Origin of the sequence: Peptoniphilus grossensis ph5 (genome assembly GCF_000311825.1) — a bacterium.
GTDB classification, from domain to species: domain Bacteria; phylum Bacillota; class Clostridia; order Tissierellales; family Peptoniphilaceae; genus Peptoniphilus_A; species Peptoniphilus_A hominis.
In genome coordinates this window covers 132,642-157,509 of record NZ_HE978569.1, presented here as the reverse complement: position 1 = coordinate 157,509, position 24,868 = coordinate 132,642, and the positions used below count along the sequence as shown (strand labels likewise).

Sequence of the window (24,868 nt, the reverse complement as noted above, 5' to 3'; positions counted from 1 at the left end):
AAAAGGTCTATTGATGCAAGTTAAACTTTGTCAATAGACTTTTTATTTTAAATACTCCTTTTAAAATTAGTAAAATATTTTGCTTTAATTATTCCACAATGAGTTATCTCATTACATATTAAAGGTAAAAAGATCTTCCTTATTGGAGGATTTTTTTATTGGGAAAATTTATATAGTATGGGAATTTTTGAAGAAATTATAAATAATCTACCTAGCTATAAAAGTTAATGATATTGAATTATTTTTAGGGTAAACTATAGGTAGGTGATATTATGAAAAGTAAAACCACGAAAGTGTTTAAAATTTTATTTATTATTGCAGCAATTTTAATTCTTCTTGCAATAATTTTATTTGTAGGTTTGCAAATTTGTTTTTCTCCAACACCAGATTCAAAGAGAAATAATTCTGTCCATGGTGTCAAGGTAAATGTTCAGGTGTCTAATGATGATAGAAAACCTATAGTAAGGACCTTTGAAAGATCAAAATTTGAAAGCATGCCTGAAAATAAAATTATGAAAGTAAGAGATACAATTGCAGGAAGAATAGAGGGAGACATTCCTTCAATACATTTAAATGAAGATAAAAAAATTTATTTTACCTTTGAAAAAGATGGAGAAGTTTATGAGCCTGAAATTCCAAAAATTAAAATCTTTGCCCATGCTTCTCATTATAAAGACAATCCATTGGAAAGAGTAATAGAGGGCGAGCTAGATAGGCTTGATGATGGCAGGTATTTTTATGAGACTAAAAGATATAGCACTCAGTTTGAAAAATATTTTATTGAATACTTAAGAATTGAAATTTATTATACTATTGATGGTGTGAATTATGTTTCTACCTTTGGGACCTTCCATGACAATGCCAATGAGGGCACAGACTTCTTTGATAACGAAACTTTAGAAAATCCAATCCCACCAGAAGAATAAGACAAAAAGATCTTCCTTATTGGAAGATTTTTTATTGGGAATTTTTATTTTTAGCAAGGGAAAAAGGGTAATAATAAATTAGGTGATATTATGAAAAGTAAAGTCGCAAAAGTTTTTGCTATCCTGATTCTTCTTGTAATAATTTTATTTGTAGGTCTACATATTTATCGTTCTCCGAAGCCAGAACTAAAAAGGAATAATTCTGTTCATGGTGTCAAGGTTAATATAAAGGTGTCTGAGGACGAAAGGACACCTATTATTAGGACCTTTGAGAGAGAAAAATTTGAAAGTTTGCCTGAACAAAAAGTTATGAGGCTAAGGGATACAATTGCTGGAGCCGTAGAAGGGGATTTACCTTCAATAGATTTAAATATGGATAATAAATTTTATGTAGAGTTCATAGATAAGGGAAAAGTTTATGAGCCTGAGATTCCAAAAATAAAAATCTTTGCCGACTCCTATTTTAATGACAAAACAAGGGAAACGGTCATAGAAGGCGAGCTAGATAGGCTTGATGACGGCAGGTATTTTTATGAGACTAAAAGATATAATACTCAGTTTGAAAAATATTTTATGGAATACCTAAGAATTGAAATTTATTACACTATTGATGGCGTAGACTATGTTTCTACTTTCGGGACCTTCCAAGATAACGCCAATGACGGGACAGACTTTTTCAATAACGAAACTTTAGACACGCCAATACCACCTGAAGACTAGGACAAAAAAAGACCTCAGCAGTGATGTTTAACCATCAAAGCTGAGGAATTTTTCTTTTTATAGAAATTTAAGTTTGTTATTATTTTAAGTCGAATAAAATTACTTCCTTTGCAGCCAAGGATTTTTTTATGTCGATTATCCTTTGGTTGGATGAGCCGCGAAATCTTAGTTTTAAGTCCTTTAGGGCTTCAACAAATCTTCCGTCTACAAGGACGTCACATTCTTTTAAGAGATTTTTTTTATCCTCGTCCCTTAAGATTTCTTCATAAGTATAACCAGAGAAGATCCAAATTTCCTTTTTGACTTCTTTTTTTATGTCACGAAGGACTTTTAAGAGGTCCACTTCATTTTGAAAGGGCTCACCGCCAAGTAGCGTAAGCCCCTTTACTTCATCTAGTTTTAAATAGTCAACGACTTCTCTTGTTTCCTTGTCAGTCCAAGCTTCGCCAAAGTTAAAGTCTTGGTATTCTTTGTTAAAACAGTTGTGACAATTGTGAGTGCAACCTGTGACGAAAATTGTGGTCCTTATGCCAGGTCCATTTGCCACATCATACTTTCTTATTTGCGCAAAATTCATTAGATGTGTAGCACCCTTGCGTTGATTTCTTTTGTACGACCTTCGTTCCAGAAGTTTTCACCAAGGTAGCCACAAGTTCTTCTTACCACACTGAGAGTTGATCTATCAGTGTTGTGACATTGTGGACATTCCCACTGACCTACATCGTTTAGTTTTATTTCTCCATCAAAGCCACATTCTGAGCAGTAGTCTGATTTTGTGTTGAATTCTGCGTATTGAATGTTGTCGTAAATAAATCTTACAATTGTTTCAAGCGCTTCTAAGTTGTGACCCATGTTTGGTATTTCAACATAGGAGATGCAGCCGCCTGTTGACTTGTCTTGGAATTTTGCTTCAAAGGCAAATTTTTCGAAGGCAGAAATTTTTTCACGAACATCAACATGGAAGGAGTTGATGTAGTAACCCTTGTCAGTTACATTTTCGATAATGCCAAATCTTTCCTTGTCAATGTTGGCAAATCTTTGTGTAAGTGATTCTGCAGGTGTTGCATAAAGTGTGAACTTAATTCCATATTCCGCAGTCCATCTTTTTACTGCATCGTTTAGGGCATCCATGATTCTCATGGCAAAGGCATAGCCCTTCTTGTCAGTGTGACTTACGCCCTTAGTTAAAATTGTTGCTTCATAGATTCCAATGTAGCCAAGGGAAACTGTGGAGTAACCATTGAGTAGTAGTGGAGCAATGGATTCGTGCTTGCCAAGTCTTGCTATGGCACCATGTTGCCAGTGAATTGGAGATGAATCGCTAGATACTTTCTTTAAGTGTTCGTAGCGAAGAAGTCCAACTCTCTTAACTAAATCTAATCTCTTTTCTAAGATTTCAAAGAATTTCTCTTCGTCTCCACCAGCTAAGATTCCAATTTGAGGTAGGTTAATGGAACAAGCACCCATGTTAAATCTTCCTTCAAACTTGTAGTTGCCCTTTTCGTCCTTGTATGGAGGAAGGAAGGCACGACAGCCCATTGGAGAGAAGACATTGCCTTCGTAGTTGGCACGCATTTTCTTTGCAGAGATGTAGTCTGGGTACATTCTCTTTGCAGTACATCTAATGGCAAGGGAAGTCAAATAATAATATTTTGAATCCTTGTTGACGTTGTTTTCGTCAAGTACATAAATTAATTTAGGGAAGGCTGGAGTAACATATACACCTGCATCATTTTTTATGCCTTGTATTCTTTGCTTTAAAATTTCTTCGATAATCATAGCAACTTCGTCAACATATTGGTCATTGTCTTCAAGCCACATGAAAAGTGTAACGAAAGGTGCTTGGCCATTGGAAGTCATGAGAGTGTTTATTTGATATTGAATAGTTTGAATTCCGCTTTCAAGATCCTTTTTAGTCATTCTGTCTGCCATTTTTTCAGCAAGTTCTATGTCGCCCAAAGTATCTAGGGCAAGGTTTAAATTCTTTTCGTAGGATCTTCTTAAGTATTTGCCGAGACAAGAGATATTAATACTTTGTCCGCCGTATTGGTTTGATGCAATTTGTGCAATAATTTGTGTCATAACATTGCAGGCAACTTGGAATGATTTTGGAGTTTCGATCATCTTTCCATTGACAACAGTTCCATTGTCAAGCATGTCCTTCATGTTGACTAGACAGCAGTTAAAAATAGGTTGGATAAAATAGTCCATGTCGTGAATGTGAATAGCACCTGATTCATGTGCCTCAACTAAATCTGCAGGAATCATTTTTCTCTTGGCAATGTCCTTGGACACTTCGCCTGCTATTAAATCTCTTTGAGTAGAGGCGATGATGGCATTTTTATTTGAGTTTTCGTCCATTAAGTCTTCATTAGTTTCATTTAAAAGACCAAGTATGCCCTCATCAGTAGTATTTTGTTCACGCTTATATTGTTGAACTGACTTGTAAGATTCGTAGGCTCTGGCAGTGGCAGGATTGTCATTTTGAATTAAACGGTAATAAACTTCGCTCTCTATGTCGTAAATTGAAAGAGGAAGTTCCTTATTATTTGCAAGGGCTTCAATTTCCTTGGCAATTTCTAGTGCCTGGTTTTCTACATATACACCAGAACTTGAGTGCATGGCTTTTTCTATGGCGATTACGATTTTTTCTCTATCGAAATCAACTTTTTTGCCATTTCTTTTAATAACTTGTGGCATTTTTACCCATCCTTTCTAATTAATATAATTATTTTGATAGATATAATTATACTACATATAGTAGGGAAATTAAAGAATGAAAACAAGATATTGAGTTTTCCTCAAAAATTTACAAAAAGATAAATTATTCATAATTATGATATTTTTTTAATCTTTTAGTAGTAGTTGGGAAAAATAAAATTAAAATTTTGCAAAAAAGAGTTCCTATTTGAGTCAATTATTAGTCCCATTTTAAATAAAATTATATAAATTTTTATCCACTTTAACAATTTACTTTAGAGCTTTAAATGATAGAATATAGGTAAGAGAATAATTAAAAGGAGAGTATTATGAAAAAATTTTTATTGTTATTGACTTTATTTTTATCAATTTTACTGCCACAGGGAGCTTTTGCAATTTCAGCTTCTCCCAACAATGATTCTTACATGAAGATCATTGACCCCAATGGAGAGGAGAGGACACTACCCTTCTCAACCTATAACATCAATGACTACAATTACTTTAAACTTCGCACACTGGCAAATTATATGGATCAAACAGTGAAGAAGTTTGATGTTAAATACGATGAAGGTAAGGACTCAGTATTTATTAGCACAGGAAAAAAATATGCTGACTTTAATGCCCTAGAAATTTTTATGGAAGTTAAGGGTGACAAGGAAGCCTATGAAACAAGGCAAAAAATATTTGTAGACGGCAAGGAAATAAAAATAGGCGGATACAATATTGATGGAAACAATTATTTTAAGCTTCGCGACTTAGCCGCTGCCCTTGATTTTATGGTGGACTATGACAGCAAGGACAAGTGTGTAATTATTAATCCACAGCTTTCTTCTAGTGAAAAGGGAAAAACTACAAGTGAAGAAGATCCAAAAACTGAAGAAAGCAAAGCCCTTTCTGAAGATCTTTTAGGCGCGGAAAATTCTTTTTGCTACATTCCTGCCAGCGGAAGCCCAAGAAAGTTAAAGCTTATGCCAGGCTATGTGGCAGAAATAAAAAATTCTAAAATTACTAGCTTTAAAGAATGTGGAGATTCCATTAACCTTCCAAAGGACACTGCTCTTATTTACATGAACTATAGCGCTCTTAAAAACAAAAGCCTTGGCATTGATGGCAATGATGTAAACATGAGTCAGTCCTATTTAAATAACTGGTTTAAGAAAAATATTTTTATACCTTATGTAAGGGCAAAAAAATTAAGCGGCTTCAATGATGTATACGAAATAAAATACATGGAGCTTGTTAATCTTGACAAAAAATACGAAAATGTCTCTTATATTTATAATGCTCCAAGAGAAGAAAGATATGAAATAAGCTTTGGAGATAATCCAGACCTTAAAATTTTCATAGCAGATAAAAATCAAGTCTATGGTCTTGCAAAAAAGGGAAAAAACATTGGATACAATTGGTGGTATATGAGCGCTCCAAAGACTTACAATGAAAAAATTGAGCACATGATAAATTATGCCCTAAGCGTTCAAGGCTTCTCCTATGATCAATATGACTGCTCAGGTCTAGTTGGTGCTGCAGCTGATGTTGCTGGCTTTGACCTTGCGCCTGCCTACTCTTGGCTAATTGAAGGAAGCCCTTCTGTCAAAGAAATTCCAATGAAGGATTTAAGAAGGGGAGACCTTTTAAACAAGGCTGGCTCACACATTATGATATACCTTGGCGACGGAAAGGTAGTTGAGTCTGTGCCACAGACTGGCGTTCGTGTTGCTCCTGTTAGGAAGACTGGCTACAAGGCACTTAGAATTTTAGATATATGAGAAAGAGGGGTCGCCCCTCTTTTTTTATGATAGAATAAAAGAAAAATTATTAATTACGAGGTTACTATGTTAAAAATATTTACTGATGTCTTGGATCCCTTTTTGTGGGGACTATTTCCCCTTCTTAGAAAATTTGAGAGAAAATATAAAAATTTCAGCTACCAATTTATCATGGGAGGACTAATTGGAAATTATGAAGAATTTCTACCTAAAAATTTTAGGGAGAAGAATTCCCTAGAACTGGGCAATAAAATTTTGTACGACATGTATAGGGCGACGGCAACTATAACAAAGATGCCGGGCTTTAAAGCTGTGCCAGAACTTTTTACAGAAGACTACAAGTCCTCCTATCCACTAGATAAATATTTTCTAGCCTTTAAGGAAATTGACGAGGAAAATTCATCTGCCTACATGAGAAAAATTTTGCAAGAGGCAATAATTTTTGGGAAAAATATTTATGACTTAGATGTGGAAAGGGAAATTTTAAAAAGTTTCCATGTGGACTTTGATGAATTTGTTTTTAATTACGAAAACAGCCACGACATTTTTCTTGCCAACAGGATGGAAGCCTTTGACTACAGGATAAAAAAATTGCCAGGATTTTTGATTACAGAAAATAATAGGGTTCTTCAAAATATTATGGACTTCTCAAGAGTTGAGGAATTTTTACTGGAAAATTTAAGTCTAGAAGAAAGAGATGAAAATTTATCAGAAGAAGAAAAAATTCTGGACTATGTAAAATCCTATGATTTAGTCTTAAAAGATGAAATAAAAATAGTTTTTGGCGAGGAAAATAAATTAGAAAAACTTGTAAAAAATAAAAAAGTTTTTGTAAAAGAAATTAATGATTTTAAAATTTTAGATTTAAAAGGCTAATGGAGAAATTCATGGCCTTTTTAATTTTAAAAATCTTTAAAAGTTTGTTATAATAATTGCCGGAGACGGTATTTTTATAAACCGTACTTAAATATTTATAAGTAAATATTCTCCAAAAAAATTTTTAAGGAGAGAGAAAATGAAAGTATTAAGAAATGTCGAAGAGGCATTGGAATTTACCAAGGGAAATTACCAAAAGTCTGTGGGCTTAGTTCCTACAATGGGATTTTTGCACGCAGGACACAAGTCTTTAATCGACGAAGCGAGAAAGAATAATGAAATTGTTGTAGTATCTATTTTTGTAAATCCAACTCAATTTGGACCAGGAGAAGATTACGAAGCCTATCCAAGAGACGAAGAGAGAGACTTTAAGCTTTGCGAAGAAGCTGGTGTAGATGCAGTTTTTACTCCAGATCCTAAGGAATTTTATCAAAATCACAAAACTTATGTGACTATTGAAGATTTAAAGGACAACTTATGTGGTAAGACTCGTCCAATTCACTTTAGAGGTGTCTTGACAGTTTTGACTAAACTTTTCCACATCTTTAAACCTACTAACGCCTACTTTGGAAGAAAAGATGCCCAACAATTTTTAATTGTAAAAAAGGCTGTAGAGGATTTAAATTTTGGCATAAACATTGTGCCATGTCCTATTAAGAGAGAAGAAGATGGACTTGCAATTTCTTCAAGAAATGTATATCTCTCTGAAGAAGAGAGAAAGGCTGCACCAATACTTCACAAGGCTCTTGAAAAGGGTAGAGCAGCAATTAAAAAGGGAATGAAGGCAGAAGATTTAATTAAAATCATTGTAGATGAAATAAAGACAGAAAAGCTTTCTGACATTGAATATGTTCAAGTTGTAGATACAAAAGAAATAAAAGATGTAGATGTAATAGATGGTGATGTCTTAGTGGCACTTGCCGTTAGATTTGGAAAGACTAGGCTAATTGACAACTTCTTCTACGAGGTGTGAGATGTTTAGAAAAATTTCACATTACATTGAGAAGTATCTCATAATAATAATTTTATTTTTGTCAGCTTGCGCCCTTAGATATCCCAATGCTTTTAAGGGAATGACAAACTATACTGCCCTATTTTTGGCAGCAGCTATGTTTGGAATGGGAACTAGCATTGAAACGCGCGATTTTAAAAATCTCTTAAAGGCGCCAAAAATTATTTTCTTGGGAGCACTTTGCCAATACACAATTATGCCTCTATTGGCATTGGGACTATCTGTCCTATTTAAATTACCAAAGGATATAGCCCTTGGCGTAATTTTAGTTGGAGCTTGTCCTGGTGGAACTGCATCAAATGTTTTAAGTCACATAGCAGAAGGTGATCTTGCTTATTCAGTTCTTTTGACTGTTGCATCAACATTACTTGCGCCAATAGTTACGCCTCTACTTGTCTATTTAATGGCAGGCTCAATTGTTGAAGTATCCTTTATGTCAATGTTTATTTCCATCATAAAGGTAATTGTAATTCCAGTTGGCCTTGGAATTATTACAAATACACTTTTGAAAAGTAAAATAAAGAAAATTGATTTTATCTTCCCCCTAATTTCTTCTATGGCAATTGCCCTAATTATTGCTGCCATAGTTGGACTTAATGCAGAAAAAATTATGACTTCAGGTCTTTTAGTTTTTGCAGTTGTAATTATTCACAACTTCTTGGGACTTTTAGTTGGCCTTGGAGTAGGAAAGTTAGTTGGTCTTAATTATGACAAGAAGTCAACTTTATCTATTGAAGTTGGCACACAAAATTCAGGACTAGCAGTAGTACTAGCAAATACAAACTTTGCCCTAAATCCACTGGCAGCCCTACCAGGAGCAATATTTTCTGTGGTTCAAAACTTAATTGGCTCAATATTTGCTCACTACAGGGCAAGCAAAAGGGAAAAGAAATTGGAAGAAGCAGAATTAAATATATAAAATTAGCCAAGGTGTTTGCCTTGGCTTTTTTAGTGAGAGATTTTTTATTTTTCGTGAACTTTTTTGCAAGTCATATGTGCAATATCAAGATAGTAAACAAGGGCATTATCAAAACTTCTTTCCATAACAGCATCAACTTCTGAAAGGGATGGATAATATTTTGCGGCAAGTTCTCTCAATTTTTTTGCAGCAAGGTCTCGGTCTTCTATGATTTCGATTTTGCCAAAAACCACCACGCTTTTAAGGTAATAGGACCAACCATTGTCAGAAAGTTCCTCATCGCCATAGGTCACAAAGGAGGCTTTGTTGTTATTTTTTATGCAGTCCACCTTGTAGCCTGTCTTGGCTCCGTGAAAGTATAGTTTATTTTCTTCCTCATCATAAAAATAATTTATGGGAATGGCATAGGGATAGCCCTCTTCTCCATTAAGGGAGAGGACTCCTCTTTTATTTTTTATAAGTAAATTTTTAGCTTCAGCAATTGGAAGCTCTTGCCTTATTCTTCTCATTTGTCTAAACATTTTGCACCTCTTTTTTATAATTATAGCAAAAACTTTTACAAATATAAATTGACATTAAAATCATGCTATAATTGGGTTATGAATAATTTATACAATGTTTTTAAAAATATAAAATTTTCTAGTGAAGAAGAAATTGAAGAAAAAATTTATGAAGATGAGAGCCTAAAAATTATTAGGACCATGTCACTCAATCAAGTCACAGGTTTTTACGACCAAGATGAGCTTGAGATTGTAATTTTACTTGGCGGCGTGGCTGAGATAGAATACCATGATGGAAGGATTATAAGTTTAGAAAAGGGGGACACCCTAGAGATAAGGCCTCACCAAATGCACAGGGTAAGGAGTCAAGATAAGGCAGTATGGCTTTGCATTTTTAAGAAGTAGGATTTTATTAAAGGATGGCAAAAAAATTATGACTTTATAAAAACTAGTTCTTAATACAATAAATAATTTTTTCTAATTTTAATCCCTTAAAATATTTTTTTCCATTCTATTTTAAATGTTTATATTACCACCTCCTAAAATTTTAATTATTTATGATATAATATTAATATATTTACTGGAAGGACAATCTATGAACATATATATCGACGAATCAGGAACAATTAATAATCAGTTTAAAAACGAATACTTCATTATCACTTTAATTATTCCAGATAATTCTAATACTCTAAAAAGATCCTATAAACGTTTTGTATCCTCTAATCTTAAAGAACTTAAAAGAATAGACAATAGACAAAAAATGTTTTTAAATGGAACATTTCATGAGTTAAAAGGTTCTGCTTTTGATAAACCCATGAAACAAGAATTTATAAACTTCTTTGCCAGAAAAAACAACTTCAGTCTTTTCTATATAAAAGTTGATAATTCAAGACTAAAAGATACTTTTTGTTCAAATACATCTAGAGTTTTCAATTACCTATTAAAAATATCACTGGATTACTTCATAAGAAATAATTACATACCAAGTGAGAATCATCTTTTACAACTTGATGAAAGGAATGAAAGAACAGAATCCAGATTCTTTCTTGAGGACTATTTAAACACTGAACTTTGCATAACGGGGATTAATCAAGGAAATTTTGAAGTTTCATATTTTGACTCTGCTAATAATTCAAATATTCAAATTGCTGATGTTTTTTCAAACATCTTGTATTCTCATCTTAAAACAGGTAATTATGCAGATGAGCTTGATACTTTAAGAGACAATGGTATCTTGAAATATATTTTTGAATTTCCCCTATAAAACTTGACTTTTATCTGTTTTTAAAGTATCATAATTATACCAACAGTAAGTCTTATTCAGTTGCCATTATCTAGGTAAGCGATATGTGTTATCGTCACTCATAAGCAATTGGTATACATATTAGCCACCTATAGGGTGGCTTTTTTAATTATAAGAGTCCATCCAACCAGGGGTATTCTAATCACAAAATTAGGGAAGAGCAAAAACTCTTCCCTAATTTTTTATCTGTATAATCTTATTTATTTCTCAAAAATTCATCTATGGACTTTGCGGCATTTTTTCCTGCGCCCATGGCAAGGATTACTGTGGCAGAGCCTGTTACTGCATCTCCACCGGCAAAGATTTCCTGGCGAGATGTTTGTGATTCTTCATTTACGATTATGCCGCCCCATTTTTCTATGTCAAGATTTTTTGTTGTTGAAGAGATAAGTGGATTTGGATTTGTTCCAAGAGCCATGATAACTGTTTGGAAGTCTTCTTCGTATTCGCTACCTTCAATCGGCACTGGTCTTCTTCTTCCTGATGAATCAGGTTCTCCAAGTTCATTTCTCACGCACTTAAGGGACTTAACCCAGCCCTCATCGTCACCAAGGATTTCTACTGGGTTAGTTAGCATTTCAAACTTAATGCCTTCTTCTTTTGCGTGGTGAACTTCTTCAGCTCTTGCTGGCAGTTCCTTTTCAGTTCTTCTATAGACAATGGAGACATCGGCGCCAAGTCTCTTGGCAACTCTTGCAGCATCCATAGCCACATTACCGCCACCAACTACGGCAACTTTTGCACCAACATTAACTGGCGTGTCGTATTCTTCGTCAAAGGACCTCATTAAATTATTTCTTGTCAAAAATTCATTGGCAGAGTAAACTCCATTTAAGTTTTCTCCAGGTATGTTCATAAATTTAGGAAGACCTGCGCCAGAGCCTATAAAGACTGCTTGGTAGCCTTCTTTTATTATGTCGTCAATAGTCATAGTTCTGCCAATGACAAAGTTGTTTTCGATTTTTACGCCAAGATTTTTAATGTTTTCTACTTCGTATTCCACAACTTCGTCGGGGAGTCTAAATTCTGGTATGCCGTAAATTAAAACTCCGCCAGATTGTTGAAGGGCTTCAAAAATTGTCACATCGTAGCCCATTTTTGCAAGTTCACCTGCACAAGTAAGTCCTGCAGGACCTGCACCAACAACGGCAACTTTTTTATTTACTTTTCTTATTTCGCCAACTTCTTTTATTTGGTGGCGTCTTGCATAATCTGCTGCAAATCTTTCAAGCTTGCCTATGGAAACAGAGTCGCCGCGATTTGCAAGGACGCATCTCTCTTCGCATTGTGTTTCTTGTGGACAAACTCTTCCGCAAACTGCAGGTAGAGATGTGTAAAGGGAAAGAACCTTGTAGGCTTGTTTGAAGTTTCCGCTGGCAATTTCCTTTATAAAGCCAGGTATGTCAATGGAGACAGGGCAGCCACCAACGCAGCCAGGTTTTTTGCAGTTAAGACATCTGCTTGCTTCTTCAACTGCTTCTTCTGCTGTGTAGCCAAGACAAACTTCCTTAAAGTTTTTGTTTCTCTCATCAGGAGCTTGCTCAGCAATTGGCACGCGCTTAAATCTATCTTCAGCTTTTTTTATTACAAGACCATCTTTTTCTTGCTTTTGAAGACCTTCTGCCAAGTGGTCAGACACTGCAAGATCCATTGTGCAGTGGTGGTCGGCTATTGCATAAGTCTTTTTATTGTCAATATATTGTCTTTGCCTTTTCATTGCAGAATCAAAGTCTACTAAGTGACCGTCAAATTCTGGGCCATCAACGCAGGCAAATTTAGTTTTGCCGCCAATGCTTACACGACAAGCTCCACACATGCCAGTTCCATCAACCATTATTGGGTTAAGAGAAACTGTAGTTGGAAGATTGTATTTTTTTGTAGTTAAACAAACAAACTTCATCATAATCATAGGTCCAATGGAAACCACATGATCGTACTTTTTATTTTCATTTTCAATTAGATCTGCGATTTTATCAGTAACTAGGCCCTTAAAACCATAAGAACCATCATCTGTTGCTATGTATAAATTGTCGCAGACAGATTTTAATTCATCTTCTAGGATTACAAATTCTTTGGACTTTGCTCCAATGATAATGTCGCAGTGAAGTCCATGGTCCTTAAAAAATTTTGCTTGAGGATAAACTGGTGCAGTTCCAACGCCGCCAGCAACGAATAGGTATTTTTTGTCCTTTAAAGATTCAAGGTCCATGTCGCAAAAATCAGATGCGTGACCAAGAGGTCCAACAAAATCTTTAAAGCTTTCTCCTTCTTCAAAGGCTGCAATTTTTTTTGTAGATTCACCAGAAGCTTGAACAACAATTTGCACGCTGCCTCTTTCTACATTGTAGTCTGAAATTGTGAGAGGAATTCTCTCGGAATATTTGTCTGCTATTAAAATAATAAATTGACCTGGCTTTGCAGAAGCTGCAATTTTAGGTGCATATATGTCAAATAAATAAATATTTGGCGCAAGTTCTTTTTTTCTTAATATTTTTGGCAAAATAATCACACTCCAAGGATATTATAGCATAAGGGCAAATTCAGAGGGGGAGAAATTTAAAATGCTGGGATAATTTATTTAAAAGCCTACTTTTCCCAGTAAAAGAGAAAAAATATTTACTAAAGTAAAATTTTAAAGTATATTATATCTAAGGTGATTGAAATGAGAAAATTTTCAAAAGAAATAAAAAAAGTCGTGATAAAAGTTGGTTCTTCATCTATTACTCACGACAATGGAAAAATAAATTTACAAAAAATCGACGAGCTTTGCTTTGAAATTGCAAACTTAAAAAACAGGGGCATGGAAGTAATTTTAGTTTCTTCTGGTGCCATAGCAGCAGGTCGTGCAAAATTAAATTTAGAGGAAAGACCAAAGGAGACTTCAGAAAAACAAGCGGCAGCAGCCGTTGGTCAAGTTGCCCTTACAAATATTTACGACAGGTCACTTATTTCCTATGGCTACAACTCTGCCCAAATACTTCTCACAAGGCAAATTGAAAAAGATGACGAGATGAGAGAAAATGCCAAGAACACCTTTGAAAAGCTCTTGGGCATGAATGTCATTCCAATAATAAATGAAAACGACACAATTTCCACTTACGAAATAAAATTTGGCGACAACGACACACTTTCTGCAGTGATTGCCAGAATGGTGGAGGCAGATCTACTTATAATGCTTACAGACATTGAGGGACTTTACACTGACGACCCTAGAAAAAATAAGGAGGCCAAGATAATTCGCCAGGTTGACGACATAAATAGGGTGGAAGGCATGGCAAAGGAAACTGAGTCCAAGCTTGGCACAGGTGGCATGCAGACGAAGATCAAGGCTGCTAAACTTGCCATAGAAAAAAACATTGAAGTTGTAATTGCCTCTGGCGAAAGCATGAAGACAATTAGAGATATAGTTAAAGGAGAAGAAATTGGAACCTATTTTAAGTGTTAAAGAACTTGGGAAAATTGCAAAGGAAGCTTCCTACAAGTTAAAAAAATTAAATACAGCTGAAAAAAATAAGATGCTTGCCTCCATTAAGGAGTCGCTCTTATCGGAAAGAAAAAAGATTTTAGAGGCAAATGAAATTGACATAAAAAAGGGCAGAGAAAATAATATGCCTGAAGGCTTAATCGATAGACTTCTTTTAAATGAGGGAAGAATTGAAGCCATGGCAAAGTCCATTGATGAGGTCATAGACTTTAAGGACCCAGTAGGCAAGGTTTTGTCCATGGAAGAAAATTATGCAGGACTTTTAATAGGAAAGAAAACTGTTCCCATGGGAGTCATTGCCATAATTTATGAGTCAAGGCCAAATGTAACTCTTGATGCTGCAATCTTGTCCCTAAAGGCATCTTCTGCAATAATCCTTCGCGGCGGCAAGGAATCAATAAATTCAAACATTGCCATAGCAGATGCCATTAGGCTGGGCATAAAAAATGCAGGCTATGACGAAAATTTTGTGCAAATTGTTAAGGACACTTCAAGAGAATCTTCTAAGGAACTTATGCAGCTAAAGGGCTATGTAGATTTGCTTTTACCAAGAGGTTCAGCATCACTTATTAATTCTGTTGTGGAAAATGCCAAGGTGCCTGTAATTGAAACTGGAGTGGGCAATTGCCACATCTATGTTGACCAAGATGCAGACATAGAAAATGCCATAAAGATTATTGAAAATGCCAAGACTCAAAGAATTGGCGTCTGCAATGCCATGGAATCTCTTGTGGTAAATGAAAATCTAGAAGACAAGTTTTATGACTTGTTAAATGAAGTCGTAGAAAAATATAAGATTAAGGTTCACGCTGACGAAAAATCTCTTCCTAAATTTAAAAAGGCAGTGCCTGCCACAGAAGATGACTTTGGTCGCGAATACCTTGACTACGAATTTTCTGTCAAGACTGTAAAAGATGTTGACCAGGCAATAGATCACATAACAAAATATTCTACGGGGCACTCTGAAGCAATCCTAACAAAATCCTATGAGAGAGCCATGAAATTTTTAGAGGGCGTGGACTCAGCCTGCGTCTATGTAAATGCCTCCACAAGATTTACAGACGGGGGAGAATTTGGCAAGGGAGCAGAGCTTGGCATCTCAACGCAAAAACTTCACGCAAGGGGACCTGTGGGCTTAGATGAACTTGTAAGCTACAAGTATATTATTTTTGGTCACGGCGAATTTAGGAAATAAAATTTTAATAGAAATAAATTAAATATTAATTGAAAGCATAATAGAGTAGATCTTTTCTCATCTACTCTATTTTTTTATGGGATGAAAAAATTTTGCCATGGCTCGTAAAAACATGAAGAATTTTATTAATTTTAAGCCAATAAAATTTATTTAAGAAAAATTTACAAACTTTCACCATTCTTTCACACTTTGTAAAATAATTTACAGGAAATTTACAATAGCAATCTTTCAAATTTACAAAGGCTTTTTATAATAGCCTTGAATTAAAAATTATATTTGAAAGGAAGATAATAATGGAAATTAAAAAAATTGGTAAAGTTGGAATGATTCTTGCCTTAGCAGCATCTCTTGTTGCTTGTGGAGGAAACAAGAAGGAAGAGGCAGCAGCAAATGCTCCTAAAGAAAATGCAGCAAAACAAGAAGAAAAGGGATCAAATGCAGCTGATCTTGGAACTATTAACGTAATCTCAAGAGAACAAGGCTCAGGTACAAGATCTGCCTTCACTGAACTTACTGGCGTTCTTACAAAAGACGGCGACAAAGAAGTTGACAACACTTATGCTGAAGCAGCAGTTCAATCTTCTACTGATGCAGTTCTTACAACTGTTGAAAATGACAAGGCATCTATTGGTTATATCTCTCTAGGATCTTTAAACGAAACTGTTAAGGCAGTAAAAGTTGAAGGCGTTGAAGCTACTCCTGAAAACATCAAATCTGGCGACTACAAACTTGCAAGACCATTTAACGTTGCTTACAAGGCTGACGTTGATGCAAAGGCTAAAGACTTAATCACTTTCATCATGTCTGACGAAGGACAAAAGATTTGTGAAGAAGAAGGTTATGTTGGAGATGCAACTGGTGCAGCTTACGAAGCAACTGACAATGATGCACACATCACAATTGCTGGTTCAACTTCAGTTTCTCCTCTAATGGAAAAACTTGCTGAAGCTTACAAGGCTAAAAACCCTAAGGTTCAAATCGACATTCAATCTAACGGTTCTTCTGCTGGTATGACTGCAGCTATGGAAGGAACAGCACAGCTTGGTATGGCATCAAGAGAACTTAAGGACGAAGAAAAGAAAGCTCTTGAGTTTACAGTAATCGCAAGAGATGGTATCGCAGTAATCGTAAATAATGAAAATGGCTGCGAAAATTTAACAATGGATCAATTAAAACAAATCTTCACTGGTGAATTAACTGACTGGGCTGAAGCTAGCAAATAATAGTAAATAGGTATAAGGAATGAATAAAATGGAAGATACTAATAAAAAAGTACTCCATAAAGAAAACCAAAGAAAAGCATTTACTAAGGAAGAAGTATTTAAATATTTCTTCCTAATTTGCTCTATACTGTCAATCTTCTTTTTGTTGTTGATATGTATATTTATCTTTAAAGACTCCTTTGGTTTTATTGGAAAAATTGGAGTAAAAAACTTTGTCCTTAACGACGATTGGACACCTATGAATGTGCCACCCTCTTATGGGATCCTACCAATGATAATTGGATCTGTTTTAATCACTGCTATGTCATGTATTGCAGCAGTGCCAGTTTCAATAATGGTAGCTTGTTATTTGGCCTTTGATTGTCCAAAAAACATTTATAAAATTTTAAAACCTGCCCTAAATCTTATGACTGGCATACCTTCAATTGTATATGGTTTCTTTGCCCTTACAGTTATTGTGCCCATTAACAGATCACTTTTTGGAGGCACAGGTATGAATATGCTATCTGCAGCAATACTTCTTCTCATCATGGTTTTGCCAACAATAATTTCTATGGCAGAAGCCTCTCTTAGAACTGTTCCCAAGTCTTTTTACCAAGGCTCACTTTCTCTTGGTGCAACTCATGATGAAACAATTACAAGAGTAATGGTGCCGGCCGCAAAGTCTGGTATTTTTGCTGGAATAATTTTAGGAGTTGGTCGTGCAATTGGCGAAACAATGGCAGTAATATTAGTTGCAGGAAATCAAACGAGATTAACTTTTAATCCTCTAAAGGGAATTAGAACTATGACTACAAATATAGTACTTGAAATGGCTTATGCAGCTGGAGAACACAGACAAGCTCTTATAGCAACTGCAGCAGTCCTATTTATTTTCATTCTTCTAATTAATATTGGATTTTTTATAGTAAAGAACAGGAGCGAAAACAATGGTTAAATATATTACAATAGGCGTATTATTATTTTTTGTCGCTCTAGTATTGGGACTTCACTTTATAAAGGGACTATCCTTTTATAGAATTACAACAAGACTTTTTTCAGCCATGACCTTTGCAGTCCTTGTATTTATTGTTGCCTTTGTTGTTTTTAAGGGAGCCTTATCCTTTAGACCAGATATGCTTTCCCTACACTACACAACAGAAAATGTGTCCATGGGACCTGCAATAATTACAACCCTTCTTACAGTTGTCCTTGCAATTTTATTTGCATCGCCAATAGGGATCTTCACTGCTATATTCTTAGTTGAATATACAGATGTTGAAAACAAACTTGTAAAGGCAATAAGACTTGCAACAGAAACCCTTGCCGGAATTCCATCTATTGTCTATGGACTATTTGGTATGTTATTCTTTGGCTTAAAACTAAAAATGGGCTTCTCAGTAATATCTGGTGTTTTAACTGTATCCATTATGATTCTTCCAATTATAATGAGGGCAACAGAAGAAGCCCTAAAGTCAGTTCACCCATCAATAAGACAAGGTTCCTTTGCCCTGGGAGCAGGCAAGCTTAGAACGATTTTTAAGGTTGTACTTCCAGTTGCAATTCCAGGAATTTTATCTGGAATAATTTTATCAGTTGGCCGTGTAGTTGGCGAGACTGCTGCCCTAATGTACACTTTGGGAACAGCAACATCCCTTCCAGCATCACTAAAATCATCATCAAGGACCCTAGCCCTACACATGTATGTACTATCATCTGAAGGTAAACATGTGGGGGAAGCCTATGCAACAGGCATGGTGCTTTTGATACTTGTCCTCTTGATCAACTGGTCATCAACTAAACTTGCAGACAAACTTAAGGAGGTAGAATAATGCAATCTAAGATGAATGTCAAAGATCTCGACTTATACTATGGAGATTTTAAGGCACTTCACAATATTAATTTAGACATTAGGGAAAATGAAATTCTTTCTTTTATTGGACCTTCTGGTTGTGGTAAGTCAACTTTACTAAAATGTTTAAATAGAATGAACGACCTAGTAGTAGGTTGTAGAATAGAGGGAGAAATAACCCTTGATGGCGAAGATATTTACGCCAAGAATTATGATGTAAATAAACTTAGAAAAAGAGTGGGCATGGTATTTCAACAACCTAACCCCTTCCCAATGAGTATTTATGAAAATATTGCCTATGGTCCAAAGACTCACGGCATAAAAAATAAAACAGAGCTAGATGAAATTGTTGAGTCCTCACTTAAGCAAGCTGCCATTTGGGATGAAGTAAAGGACGATTTAAAAAAGTCTGCCCTTTCAATATCAGGTGGACAACAACAAAGACTTTGCATAGCAAGAGCCATTGCAGTAAATCCTGAAGTAATTTTAATGGACGAACCTACATCTGCTCTTGACCCAATTTCTACAGGAAAGATTGAAGACCTTGCACAAGAATTAAAGGAACAATACACAATAGTTATGGTTACTCACAATATGCAACAAGCTTCAAGAATTTCTGACAAGACTGCCTTCTTCCTTCACGGAGTTATTGTTGAATACGGAAACACTATTGACATATTTACAAATCCAAGGGAAGAAAAGACAGAATTATATGTAACAGGAAGGTTCGGCTAATGAGAAAGAAATTTGACGAAGAATTAAGACACTTAAACAACTTACTTTTAGAGATGGCTATGCTAAATGAAAGTGCAATAAAAAAGGCTATCTCCCTATTAGATGAAAAAGACGAAAAAATTGCTGAAGAAGTTTCAAATTATGAAGAGAGGACAGATGTCTACGAAGGCATTATCCAAAAGCAATGCTTAAAAATTTTCGTTGAGCAACAACCAGCAGCAGGAGATTTAAGAAGAGTGTCCTCTGCACTTAAGATGATCACTGATATGGAAAGAATTGGCGACAACGCAAGAGACATAGCAGACATTTGCATGATATTACCTGATGACTACGACACTTCTAGATTTCCTCTCATAAAACAAATGGCAGAAGCCACAATTCTTCTCTTAAACAAGTCAATTGACTCCTTTGTAAATTTAGACATGGACTCTGCAGAAAAAATTGATGACGATGATGATGTAATAGATAATTATTTTGTGATGATAAGAGACCAATTAATTGATATAATTAAATCAGATTTTGATCCTGCAGCTGCAATTGATTTTATAATGATTGCAAAGTATTTGGAGAGAATTGCAGATCACGCTGTTAATATTGCAAAGTGGGTAATGTTTTCTATAGAAGGATGATTTAATGCTAATTTATGTAGTAGAAGATGACACATCGATTTTAAAATTAATTGAATATTCACTGAGGAGCAAGGGATACGATGTCTTTTGCTTTGAAAATGGCAAGGACTTTTTTGATAAGCTAAGCGAAAAAAAACCAGACATTGTCCTCCTTGACATAATGCTTCCAGACATTGATGGAACAGAAATTTTGACTAAGCTAAAGGAAAAGGAAGACACAAAAAATATTTGGGTCATGATGATTACAGCCAAGACTTCTGAGTACGATATAATCTCTGCCCTTGATGGCGGCGCCGACGATTATATAAAAAAACCCTTCTCTGTAATGGAACTTTTGTCAAGAGTTGGTGCCATAGCAAGGCGTGCAAGCACAAGTGAAAAGGACAGAAATATTTTAGACTTTGGCGGCATTGTCATGAACAACTTAAAGAGAGTTGTAACAATTGACGGAGAAGAAGTGGACTTTACCTTTAAGGAATATGAACTTCTAAAATATTTAATTTTAAATAAGGAGATAGTCATCTCTCGTGAAAAACTCCTAACTTACATTTGGGGTTACGATTATGAAGGCGAAACAAGAACTGTGGACATGCACATAAAACTTCTTCGCGACAAATTAAAGGACAAGAGAAATTATATAAAGACAATTAGAGGCGTGGGCTATATGCTTTCTACGAAAGATTGATATGAAAAGAAGATTTTTTAGATACCTCATGGGCATATCCCTTCTCACACTTTTTCTTTCGACTATTGCCTCCATGTTCATCTATTACTCTGTCTATGTGGACAGATCCAACAAAGACCTTTCAAATATAGTCATCGCTATGGGCGAAACTTTAAACAAAATAGATGATGACGAAAATTATTTAGATGATGTGGCAAGAAAGAAGAGGGACTTTAGGATTACTCTCATAAAAGAAGATGGCGATGTAGTTTACGATTCATCTCAAGATGCAAAGTTTCTCCCAACTCACAAGGATAGACCTGAAGTTATAAAGGCACAAAAAAATGGCTTTGCAAAAATTGAAAGATATTCCAACACCCTATCCAAAGACCTTTACTATGTAAGCTTAAGGCTTGAGGATGGAAACATACTTAGGGTTTCAAGGGAGATGGACAACCTCCTTGGCGCCTTCAGAAAAGTTTTTCCCATAGACATTTTAATGTCGCTACTTGTCTTTGCCATAGCAACAGTAGTTTCAAGAAGACTTACTAAAAAAACTTTTGAACCTTTAAATAATTTAAATGAAGATTTGCTTACTATTGACACAGATATGTTTCCAGAGATCAGTCCCTTTATCAACAAGATAAATAAGCAAAACATGACCATAAAGGACAATTATAGAGAGATAAGTAGAGAAAGGGATACCATTGAGACAATTTTGAAAAATATGAAAGAGTCACTAATAATAATTGATGAAAATAAAAATTTGCTCTCTGTAAATAACTCTGCAAGGGAACTTTTTAACTCCAAGAGAGAGCTAATTGGAGAAAATATTTTAAACTTAATAAGAGATGATGACCTTTTAAAGTTAATTGACGATGCCCTTATGGGTTCTTCCGTTGAATCTATTACAAATATTGGGGACAGAGAATTTAAATTTTATGTAAATCCAGTTTTCGAGGACAAAAAAGTCAGAGGCGTAGTAATATTATTCATCGACGAGACAGAAGAAATAAGAGCCTTGAGACTTCGTGAAGAGTTTTCTTCCAATGTGAGCCACGAATTAAAGACACCTCTTACATCAATTTGTGGTTTCTCAGAACTTCTTGTCAATGGAATGGTTGACGATGCCAATAAAGAAGAATTTTATAAATTAATTTATGACGATTCTAAGAGACTTTTAAATTTAATCGAAGACATTATGAAAATATCTGGACTGGAAAGTGAAGAGGCCTTCTCTCGTGAAGAAATAAAATTAAATGAATTAATAAAAGATATTTTAAGGTCACAAAGAAATTTAATTGACGAAAAAAATATTGATGTCAGCCTAGAAGGCGATGGACTTGTATATGAAAATAAGACCATGATGTGGGAGCTCTTTGCCAACATTATAAACAACGGTTTAAAGTACAATAAGGACGGCGGCAAGCTAGACATAAAAATTTCTGAAGATGAAAAAAATTATGAAGTTTCAATTGTTGACACAGGCATAGGTATTCCATCAAAGGATCTGGCAAGGATTTTCGAAAGATTTTATAGGGTAGACAAGTCAAGGTCAAGAAAAATTGGCGGCACAGGACTTGGACTTTCCATAGTAAAGCATGTCTTGCAGTCCATTGACGGAAAGCTTGAAATTTCATCAAAGCTTGGCATGGGAACGAGCTTCAAAGTAATTTTAAGAAAAGACAGAATGGAAAAAATTAAAAATATAAAGTGAAAATGTAAAATAAAATATAAAGTAGAGATGTAAAATATAAAGAGAAGAAATTAAAAAAATTTGTTCTTGCATTTTAATAACTCCTTAAAGACTGGCTTTATGAGCCAGTTTTTTTCTTGGAATTTTAAAAATATTATGATTTTGAGAATAATATTTTTAATTATTAATGGCAGTAAATGATAATATTATTGTAAATATAGGAGGTTATGAAATGAAGAAAAAATTAATTAATTTAGGAATAGGTTTTGTGGCAGGAGCTCTTGGTGGAAAAATTATTTCATCACAAGCTGCAAAAAAACTTGCTGTAACTACAGTCGCTGAAGGTCTTAAAATTAAAGAAGGCTTAGATAAGGGCATGGAAAATATAAAAGTTTCCACTGAAGATATTGTGGCTGAAGCCAAGGTAAAAAAAGCTGAAGACGAAAGAAAAGAAGCTGAAAGAAAGGCCCAGCTAGACCTTCAAAAAGTTGCAGAAGAAAATCAAGATCTTTCAGAAGAAGTAGAAGTTGAAGTAGAAGTAAAAGCAGAAGGCTAATATGAAAGCAAGTATTGCCAGTAGAACTCTGGGCAGGAGCCGCTTTTTATATAGGGATAAGCTTAGAGACTGCCATGTAAATAAATTAAAATACAAAATTGAAGAAATACCTGGCGTGAAGTCTTGCAAGATTTCTCCTCTTGCAAATTCAATTGTAGTAAATTATGAAGAGAAATCCTTGCCAAGGATTGCAAGGTTTATTTTAGACTTTGACTTAGAAGATTTAAGAGACTTTGAAATTGATGATGTAGACTTTGCTCCCCAAGAGGAGAGAGAGCTCTTTCACATTTTTCGTGACGCAATGTATAGGAGGGTTTTCTTCGCCCATATTTTGCCTATGCCTCTTAGACCCATTGGCGTTGTAATAAAGTCGCTTCCATATATTAAGGCTGGACTAAAAAGTCTTAGGGATAGAAAATTAAAGGTTGAAGTCTTAGATGCAGCGGCAATTGGAATTTCTATCTTAGATGGAGAATTTGGCGATGCAGGTAATATTATTTTCCTACTTGGACTTGGCGAAGAGTTGGAAGACTACACCCTAAAAAAATCTAAGGAAGACCTGGCACAATCCCTTAGACTTAATATTGACCAAGTTTTTGTTCTTGAGGGCGACAAGAAGTATCTCAAAAAACTTGAAGACCTTGAACTTGGTGAAGTCGTAGAAGTGAACATGGGCTCAACAATACCTGTTGATGGCGAAATTCTTAAGGGCTATGGCATGGTAAATGAAGCCTCCCTTACTGGCGAGTCCCTCCCTGTGAAAAAAACTGAAGGCGGGACTGTCTTTGCAGGCACAGTTTTAGAAGAGGGAGCCATCCTAGTTAGGACAACAAAAAAATACGACGACTCCAGAATAAATCACATAATTGAATTAATTGGCGAGAGTGAAAAAAATAAATCACTAGCAGAGAAAAAGGCAGAGTCAATAGCCGACTCCATAGTTAAATATTCCTTCTTGGGAGCAGGTATAACTTATCTCTTGACAAGAGATTTCATCAAGGCAAAATCCTTTTTGATGGTGGATTTTTCCTGCGCACTTAAACTTACAATGCCAATTGCAACTATGAAGGCAATATCTTCAGCCTCAGAAAGGAAAATTCTCGTAAAGGGCGGAAGGTATTTGGAAAAACTTGCCCAAGCAGATTCAATAATTTTCGACAAGACGGGAACTCTCACAAAGTCAGAGCCAAGAGTTGAAAAAGTTATAGCCTTCTATGACAATGAAGAAGACGAATGCTTGAGGATTGCAGCTTGCCTAGAAGAGCACTTCCCACATTCAATAGCCAACGCCGTTGTAAAGGCTGCCCATGACAAGAACCTCAACCACGAAGAAATGCACTCAAAGCCAGAATATATTGTTGCCCATGGCATAAGGTCAAAAATTGGCGATAAAGTTGCCCTAATTGGTTCAGCCCACTTCATCTTAGAAGATGAGAATATAAAAATTGACGATGAGCAAAAAAATAAAATTGACAAGTTAAAGGAAGATTACTCACTTTTATATCTTGCCTTTGACGAAAAATTAATTGCAGTACTTTGCATTGACGACCCACTTCGTGAAGACGCAAAATACACAATTGACTCCTTGAGAGAGCTTGGTTTCAGGAAAATTTCCATGCTAACTGGCGACGCAGAAAATTCTGCAAGGGCAGTGGCAGAAAAACTTGACCTAGACTATTATAAGTCACAAGTTTTACCTGAAGACAAAAAAGAATATGTGGACAGGGAAAAGGCAGAGGGCAGAACAGTTGTCATGATTGGCGACGGAATCAACGACTCCATTGCACTTTCATCAGCAGATGTGGGCATATCCATGCACGAAGGCGCCGACATTGCCAAGGAAATTGCAGACATATCAATAAAGTCCGACTCCCTAAAGGTACTTATTGATGTAATAAAAATTGCAAAAGAATTGGATAAGAGGATTCATAAAAACTACAGACACATAATTTCCTTTAACAGTGCCCTTATTGCTTTTGGAGTAACAGGACATTTAACAAATACAAATTCAGCCTTCCTCCACAACGCATCAACCGTTGCCATTGCAGGAAGAAATATGAAAGACTATAGAGTATAAAATTAAAAAAATTATAAATAACAAAATAAAGTCCCAGCGGCTTTATTTTTTTA

The 24,868-nt window shown here is 35.3% G+C and carries 23 protein-coding genes; 19 read left to right on the top strand and 4 right to left on the bottom strand.

The window, feature by feature from the left end:
- The first annotated feature begins 272 nt into the window (after positions 1–272).
- Entirely contained in the window at positions 273–926 is a 654-nt protein-coding gene (locus HGPG_RS09200; RefSeq protein WP_019125798.1) for a hypothetical protein, read from the top strand.
- Between the two features lie 90 nt (positions 927–1,016).
- Positions 1,017–1,646 carry a hypothetical protein gene (locus tag HGPG_RS09195; protein WP_019125797.1) on the top strand — a complete coding sequence of 210 codons (630 nt, stop codon included), beginning with the start codon at positions 1,017–1,019 and terminating at the stop codon, positions 1,644–1,646.
- 79 nt (positions 1,647–1,725) lie between these two features.
- Here the strand turns inward: HGPG_RS09195 and nrdG are convergent, their stop codons facing one another.
- Together nrdG and nrdD are read right to left on the bottom strand one after the other, a co-directional pair.
- Positions 1,726–2,223, bottom strand: a complete 498-nt coding sequence (nrdG, locus tag HGPG_RS09190) for an anaerobic ribonucleoside-triphosphate reductase activating protein (RefSeq protein WP_019125796.1) — start codon at positions 2,221–2,223, stop codon at positions 1,726–1,728.
- The gene (gene nrdD, locus HGPG_RS09185; RefSeq protein WP_019125795.1) at positions 2,223–4,346 is read right to left on the bottom strand and encodes an anaerobic ribonucleoside-triphosphate reductase; all 2,124 of its coding nucleotides are present in this window, start codon (positions 4,344–4,346) and stop codon (positions 2,223–2,225) included. The genes nrdG and nrdD overlap by 1 nt, the downstream gene beginning before the upstream one ends.
- 329 nt (positions 4,347–4,675) lie before the next feature.
- On the opposite strand from nrdD, the gene HGPG_RS10010 reads away from it, so the two are divergent.
- The 4 genes from HGPG_RS10010 to HGPG_RS09165 all read left to right on the top strand — a co-directional run bounded on the left by HGPG_RS10010 (position 4,676) and on the right by HGPG_RS09165 (position 8,919).
- Complete coding sequence (locus tag HGPG_RS10010) at positions 4,676–6,112, top strand: C40 family peptidase (protein WP_019125794.1); 1,437 nt, start codon at positions 4,676–4,678, stop codon at positions 6,110–6,112.
- 66 nt (positions 6,113–6,178) lie between these two features.
- Positions 6,179–6,988: a thioredoxin domain-containing protein gene (locus HGPG_RS09175; protein ID WP_019125793.1), complete on the top strand. Its 810-nt coding sequence runs from the start codon at positions 6,179–6,181 to the stop codon at positions 6,986–6,988.
- 139 nt (positions 6,989–7,127) lie between these two features.
- Entirely contained in the window at positions 7,128–7,961 is an 834-nt protein-coding gene (gene panC / locus HGPG_RS09170; protein ID WP_019125792.1) for a pantoate--beta-alanine ligase, read from the top strand.
- 1 nt (position 7,962) lies between these two features.
- Positions 7,963–8,919 (top strand): bile acid:sodium symporter family protein, encoded by a 957-nt coding sequence (locus HGPG_RS09165; protein ID WP_019125791.1) that lies wholly within the window; start codon positions 7,963–7,965, stop codon positions 8,917–8,919.
- A gap of 44 nt (positions 8,920–8,963) precedes the next feature.
- Here HGPG_RS09165 and HGPG_RS09160 read toward each other — a convergent pair whose 3' ends face one another.
- Positions 8,964–9,440, bottom strand: coding sequence for a pyridoxamine 5'-phosphate oxidase family protein (locus HGPG_RS09160; protein ID WP_019125790.1), 477 nt, complete (start codon positions 9,438–9,440; stop codon positions 8,964–8,966).
- A gap of 78 nt (positions 9,441–9,518) precedes the next feature.
- Between HGPG_RS09160 and HGPG_RS09155 the strand changes: the two genes are divergently transcribed.
- Together HGPG_RS09155 and HGPG_RS09150 are read left to right on the top strand one after the other, a co-directional pair.
- Complete coding sequence (locus HGPG_RS09155) at positions 9,519–9,824, top strand: cupin domain-containing protein (RefSeq protein WP_036732098.1); 306 nt, start codon at positions 9,519–9,521, stop codon at positions 9,822–9,824.
- A gap of 190 nt (positions 9,825–10,014) precedes the next feature.
- Positions 10,015–10,686 (top strand): DUF3800 domain-containing protein, encoded by a 672-nt coding sequence (locus HGPG_RS09150; protein ID WP_019125788.1) that lies wholly within the window; start codon positions 10,015–10,017, stop codon positions 10,684–10,686.
- Positions 10,687–10,921: 235 nt separating this feature from the next.
- Here HGPG_RS09150 and HGPG_RS09145 read toward each other — a convergent pair whose 3' ends face one another.
- Positions 10,922–13,225 (bottom strand): bifunctional dihydroorotate dehydrogenase B NAD binding subunit/NADPH-dependent glutamate synthase, encoded by a 2,304-nt coding sequence (locus HGPG_RS09145; RefSeq protein ID WP_019125787.1) that lies wholly within the window; start codon positions 13,223–13,225, stop codon positions 10,922–10,924.
- 162 nt (positions 13,226–13,387) lie between these two features.
- Between HGPG_RS09145 and proB the strand changes: the two genes are divergently transcribed.
- The 11 genes from proB to HGPG_RS09090 all read left to right on the top strand — a co-directional run bounded on the left by proB (position 13,388) and on the right by HGPG_RS09090 (position 24,815).
- Entirely contained in the window at positions 13,388–14,170 is a 783-nt protein-coding gene (gene proB, locus HGPG_RS09140; RefSeq protein WP_019125786.1) for a glutamate 5-kinase, read from the top strand.
- Positions 14,148–15,404: a glutamate-5-semialdehyde dehydrogenase gene (locus HGPG_RS09135; RefSeq protein ID WP_019125785.1), complete on the top strand. Its 1,257-nt coding sequence runs from the start codon at positions 14,148–14,150 to the stop codon at positions 15,402–15,404. Before proB ends, HGPG_RS09135 begins: the two co-directional genes overlap by 23 nt.
- 293 nt (positions 15,405–15,697) lie before the next feature.
- Positions 15,698–16,627, top strand: coding sequence for a substrate-binding domain-containing protein (locus HGPG_RS09130; protein WP_019125784.1), 930 nt, complete (start codon positions 15,698–15,700; stop codon positions 16,625–16,627).
- 19 nt (positions 16,628–16,646) lie between these two features.
- Positions 16,647–17,564 carry a phosphate ABC transporter permease subunit PstC gene (pstC, locus tag HGPG_RS09125; protein ID WP_390621717.1) on the top strand — a complete coding sequence of 306 codons (918 nt, stop codon included), beginning with the start codon at positions 16,647–16,649 and terminating at the stop codon, positions 17,562–17,564.
- Positions 17,557–18,438, top strand: coding sequence for a phosphate ABC transporter permease PstA (gene pstA / locus HGPG_RS09120; RefSeq protein ID WP_019125782.1), 882 nt, complete (start codon positions 17,557–17,559; stop codon positions 18,436–18,438). Before pstC ends, pstA begins: the two co-directional genes overlap by 8 nt.
- Positions 18,438–19,193 (top strand): phosphate ABC transporter ATP-binding protein PstB, encoded by a 756-nt coding sequence (gene pstB, locus HGPG_RS09115; protein ID WP_019125781.1) that lies wholly within the window; start codon positions 18,438–18,440, stop codon positions 19,191–19,193. The genes pstA and pstB overlap by 1 nt, the downstream gene beginning before the upstream one ends.
- Positions 19,193–19,822 (top strand): phosphate signaling complex protein PhoU, encoded by a 630-nt coding sequence (gene phoU, locus HGPG_RS09110; protein WP_019125780.1) that lies wholly within the window; start codon positions 19,193–19,195, stop codon positions 19,820–19,822. Before pstB ends, phoU begins: the two co-directional genes overlap by 1 nt.
- A 4-nt stretch (positions 19,823–19,826) precedes the next feature.
- Complete coding sequence (locus HGPG_RS09105) at positions 19,827–20,507, top strand: response regulator transcription factor (RefSeq protein WP_019125779.1); 681 nt, start codon at positions 19,827–19,829, stop codon at positions 20,505–20,507.
- 1 nt (position 20,508) lies between these two features.
- Entirely contained in the window at positions 20,509–22,203 is a 1,695-nt protein-coding gene (locus HGPG_RS09100) for a sensor histidine kinase (protein ID WP_019125778.1), read from the top strand.
- Between the two features lie 211 nt (positions 22,204–22,414).
- On the top strand, positions 22,415–22,738 hold the full coding sequence (locus tag HGPG_RS09095) for a DUF6110 family protein (RefSeq protein ID WP_019125777.1): 324 nt from the start codon (positions 22,415–22,417) through the stop codon (positions 22,736–22,738).
- Between the two features lies 1 nt (position 22,739).
- Positions 22,740–24,815, top strand: coding sequence for a heavy metal translocating P-type ATPase (locus HGPG_RS09090; protein ID WP_019125776.1), 2,076 nt, complete (start codon positions 22,740–22,742; stop codon positions 24,813–24,815).
- Positions 24,816–24,868 lie beyond the last annotated feature (53 nt).

Bases quoted from the DNA above. Each gene is read 5' to 3' on its own strand.
- HGPG_RS09200 (WP_019125798.1), top strand. From the start codon at position 273: ATGAAAAGTAAAACCACGAAAGTGTTTAAAATTTTATTTATTATTGCA.
- HGPG_RS09195 (WP_019125797.1), top strand. From the start codon at position 1,017: ATGAAAAGTAAAGTCGCAAAAGTTTTTGCTATCCTGATTCTTCTTGTA.
- nrdG (WP_019125796.1), bottom strand. From the start codon at position 2,223: ATGAATTTTGCGCAAATAAGAAAGTATGATGTGGCAAATGGACCTGGC.
- nrdD (WP_019125795.1), bottom strand. From the start codon at position 4,346: ATGCCACAAGTTATTAAAAGAAATGGCAAAAAAGTTGATTTCGATAGA.
- HGPG_RS10010 (WP_019125794.1), top strand. From the start codon at position 4,676: ATGAAAAAATTTTTATTGTTATTGACTTTATTTTTATCAATTTTACTG.
- HGPG_RS09175 (WP_019125793.1), top strand. From the start codon at position 6,179: ATGTTAAAAATATTTACTGATGTCTTGGATCCCTTTTTGTGGGGACTA.
- panC (WP_019125792.1), top strand. From the start codon at position 7,128: ATGAAAGTATTAAGAAATGTCGAAGAGGCATTGGAATTTACCAAGGGA.
- HGPG_RS09165 (WP_019125791.1), top strand. From the start codon at position 7,963: ATGTTTAGAAAAATTTCACATTACATTGAGAAGTATCTCATAATAATA.
- HGPG_RS09160 (WP_019125790.1), bottom strand. From the start codon at position 9,440: ATGTTTAGACAAATGAGAAGAATAAGGCAAGAGCTTCCAATTGCTGAA.
- HGPG_RS09155 (WP_036732098.1), top strand. From the start codon at position 9,519: ATGAATAATTTATACAATGTTTTTAAAAATATAAAATTTTCTAGTGAA.
- HGPG_RS09150 (WP_019125788.1), top strand. From the start codon at position 10,015: ATGAACATATATATCGACGAATCAGGAACAATTAATAATCAGTTTAAA.
- proB (WP_019125786.1), top strand. From the start codon at position 13,388: ATGAGAAAATTTTCAAAAGAAATAAAAAAAGTCGTGATAAAAGTTGGT.
- HGPG_RS09130 (WP_019125784.1), top strand. From the start codon at position 15,698: ATGGAAATTAAAAAAATTGGTAAAGTTGGAATGATTCTTGCCTTAGCA.
- pstC (WP_390621717.1), top strand. From the start codon at position 16,647: ATGAATAAAATGGAAGATACTAATAAAAAAGTACTCCATAAAGAAAAC.
- pstA (WP_019125782.1), top strand. From the start codon at position 17,557: ATGGTTAAATATATTACAATAGGCGTATTATTATTTTTTGTCGCTCTA.
- pstB (WP_019125781.1), top strand. From the start codon at position 18,438: ATGCAATCTAAGATGAATGTCAAAGATCTCGACTTATACTATGGAGAT.
- phoU (WP_019125780.1), top strand. From the start codon at position 19,193: ATGAGAAAGAAATTTGACGAAGAATTAAGACACTTAAACAACTTACTT.
- HGPG_RS09105 (WP_019125779.1), top strand. From the start codon at position 19,827: ATGCTAATTTATGTAGTAGAAGATGACACATCGATTTTAAAATTAATT.
- HGPG_RS09100 (WP_019125778.1), top strand. From the start codon at position 20,509: ATGAAAAGAAGATTTTTTAGATACCTCATGGGCATATCCCTTCTCACA.
- HGPG_RS09095 (WP_019125777.1), top strand. From the start codon at position 22,415: ATGAAGAAAAAATTAATTAATTTAGGAATAGGTTTTGTGGCAGGAGCT.
- HGPG_RS09090 (WP_019125776.1), top strand. From the start codon at position 22,740: ATGAAAGCAAGTATTGCCAGTAGAACTCTGGGCAGGAGCCGCTTTTTA.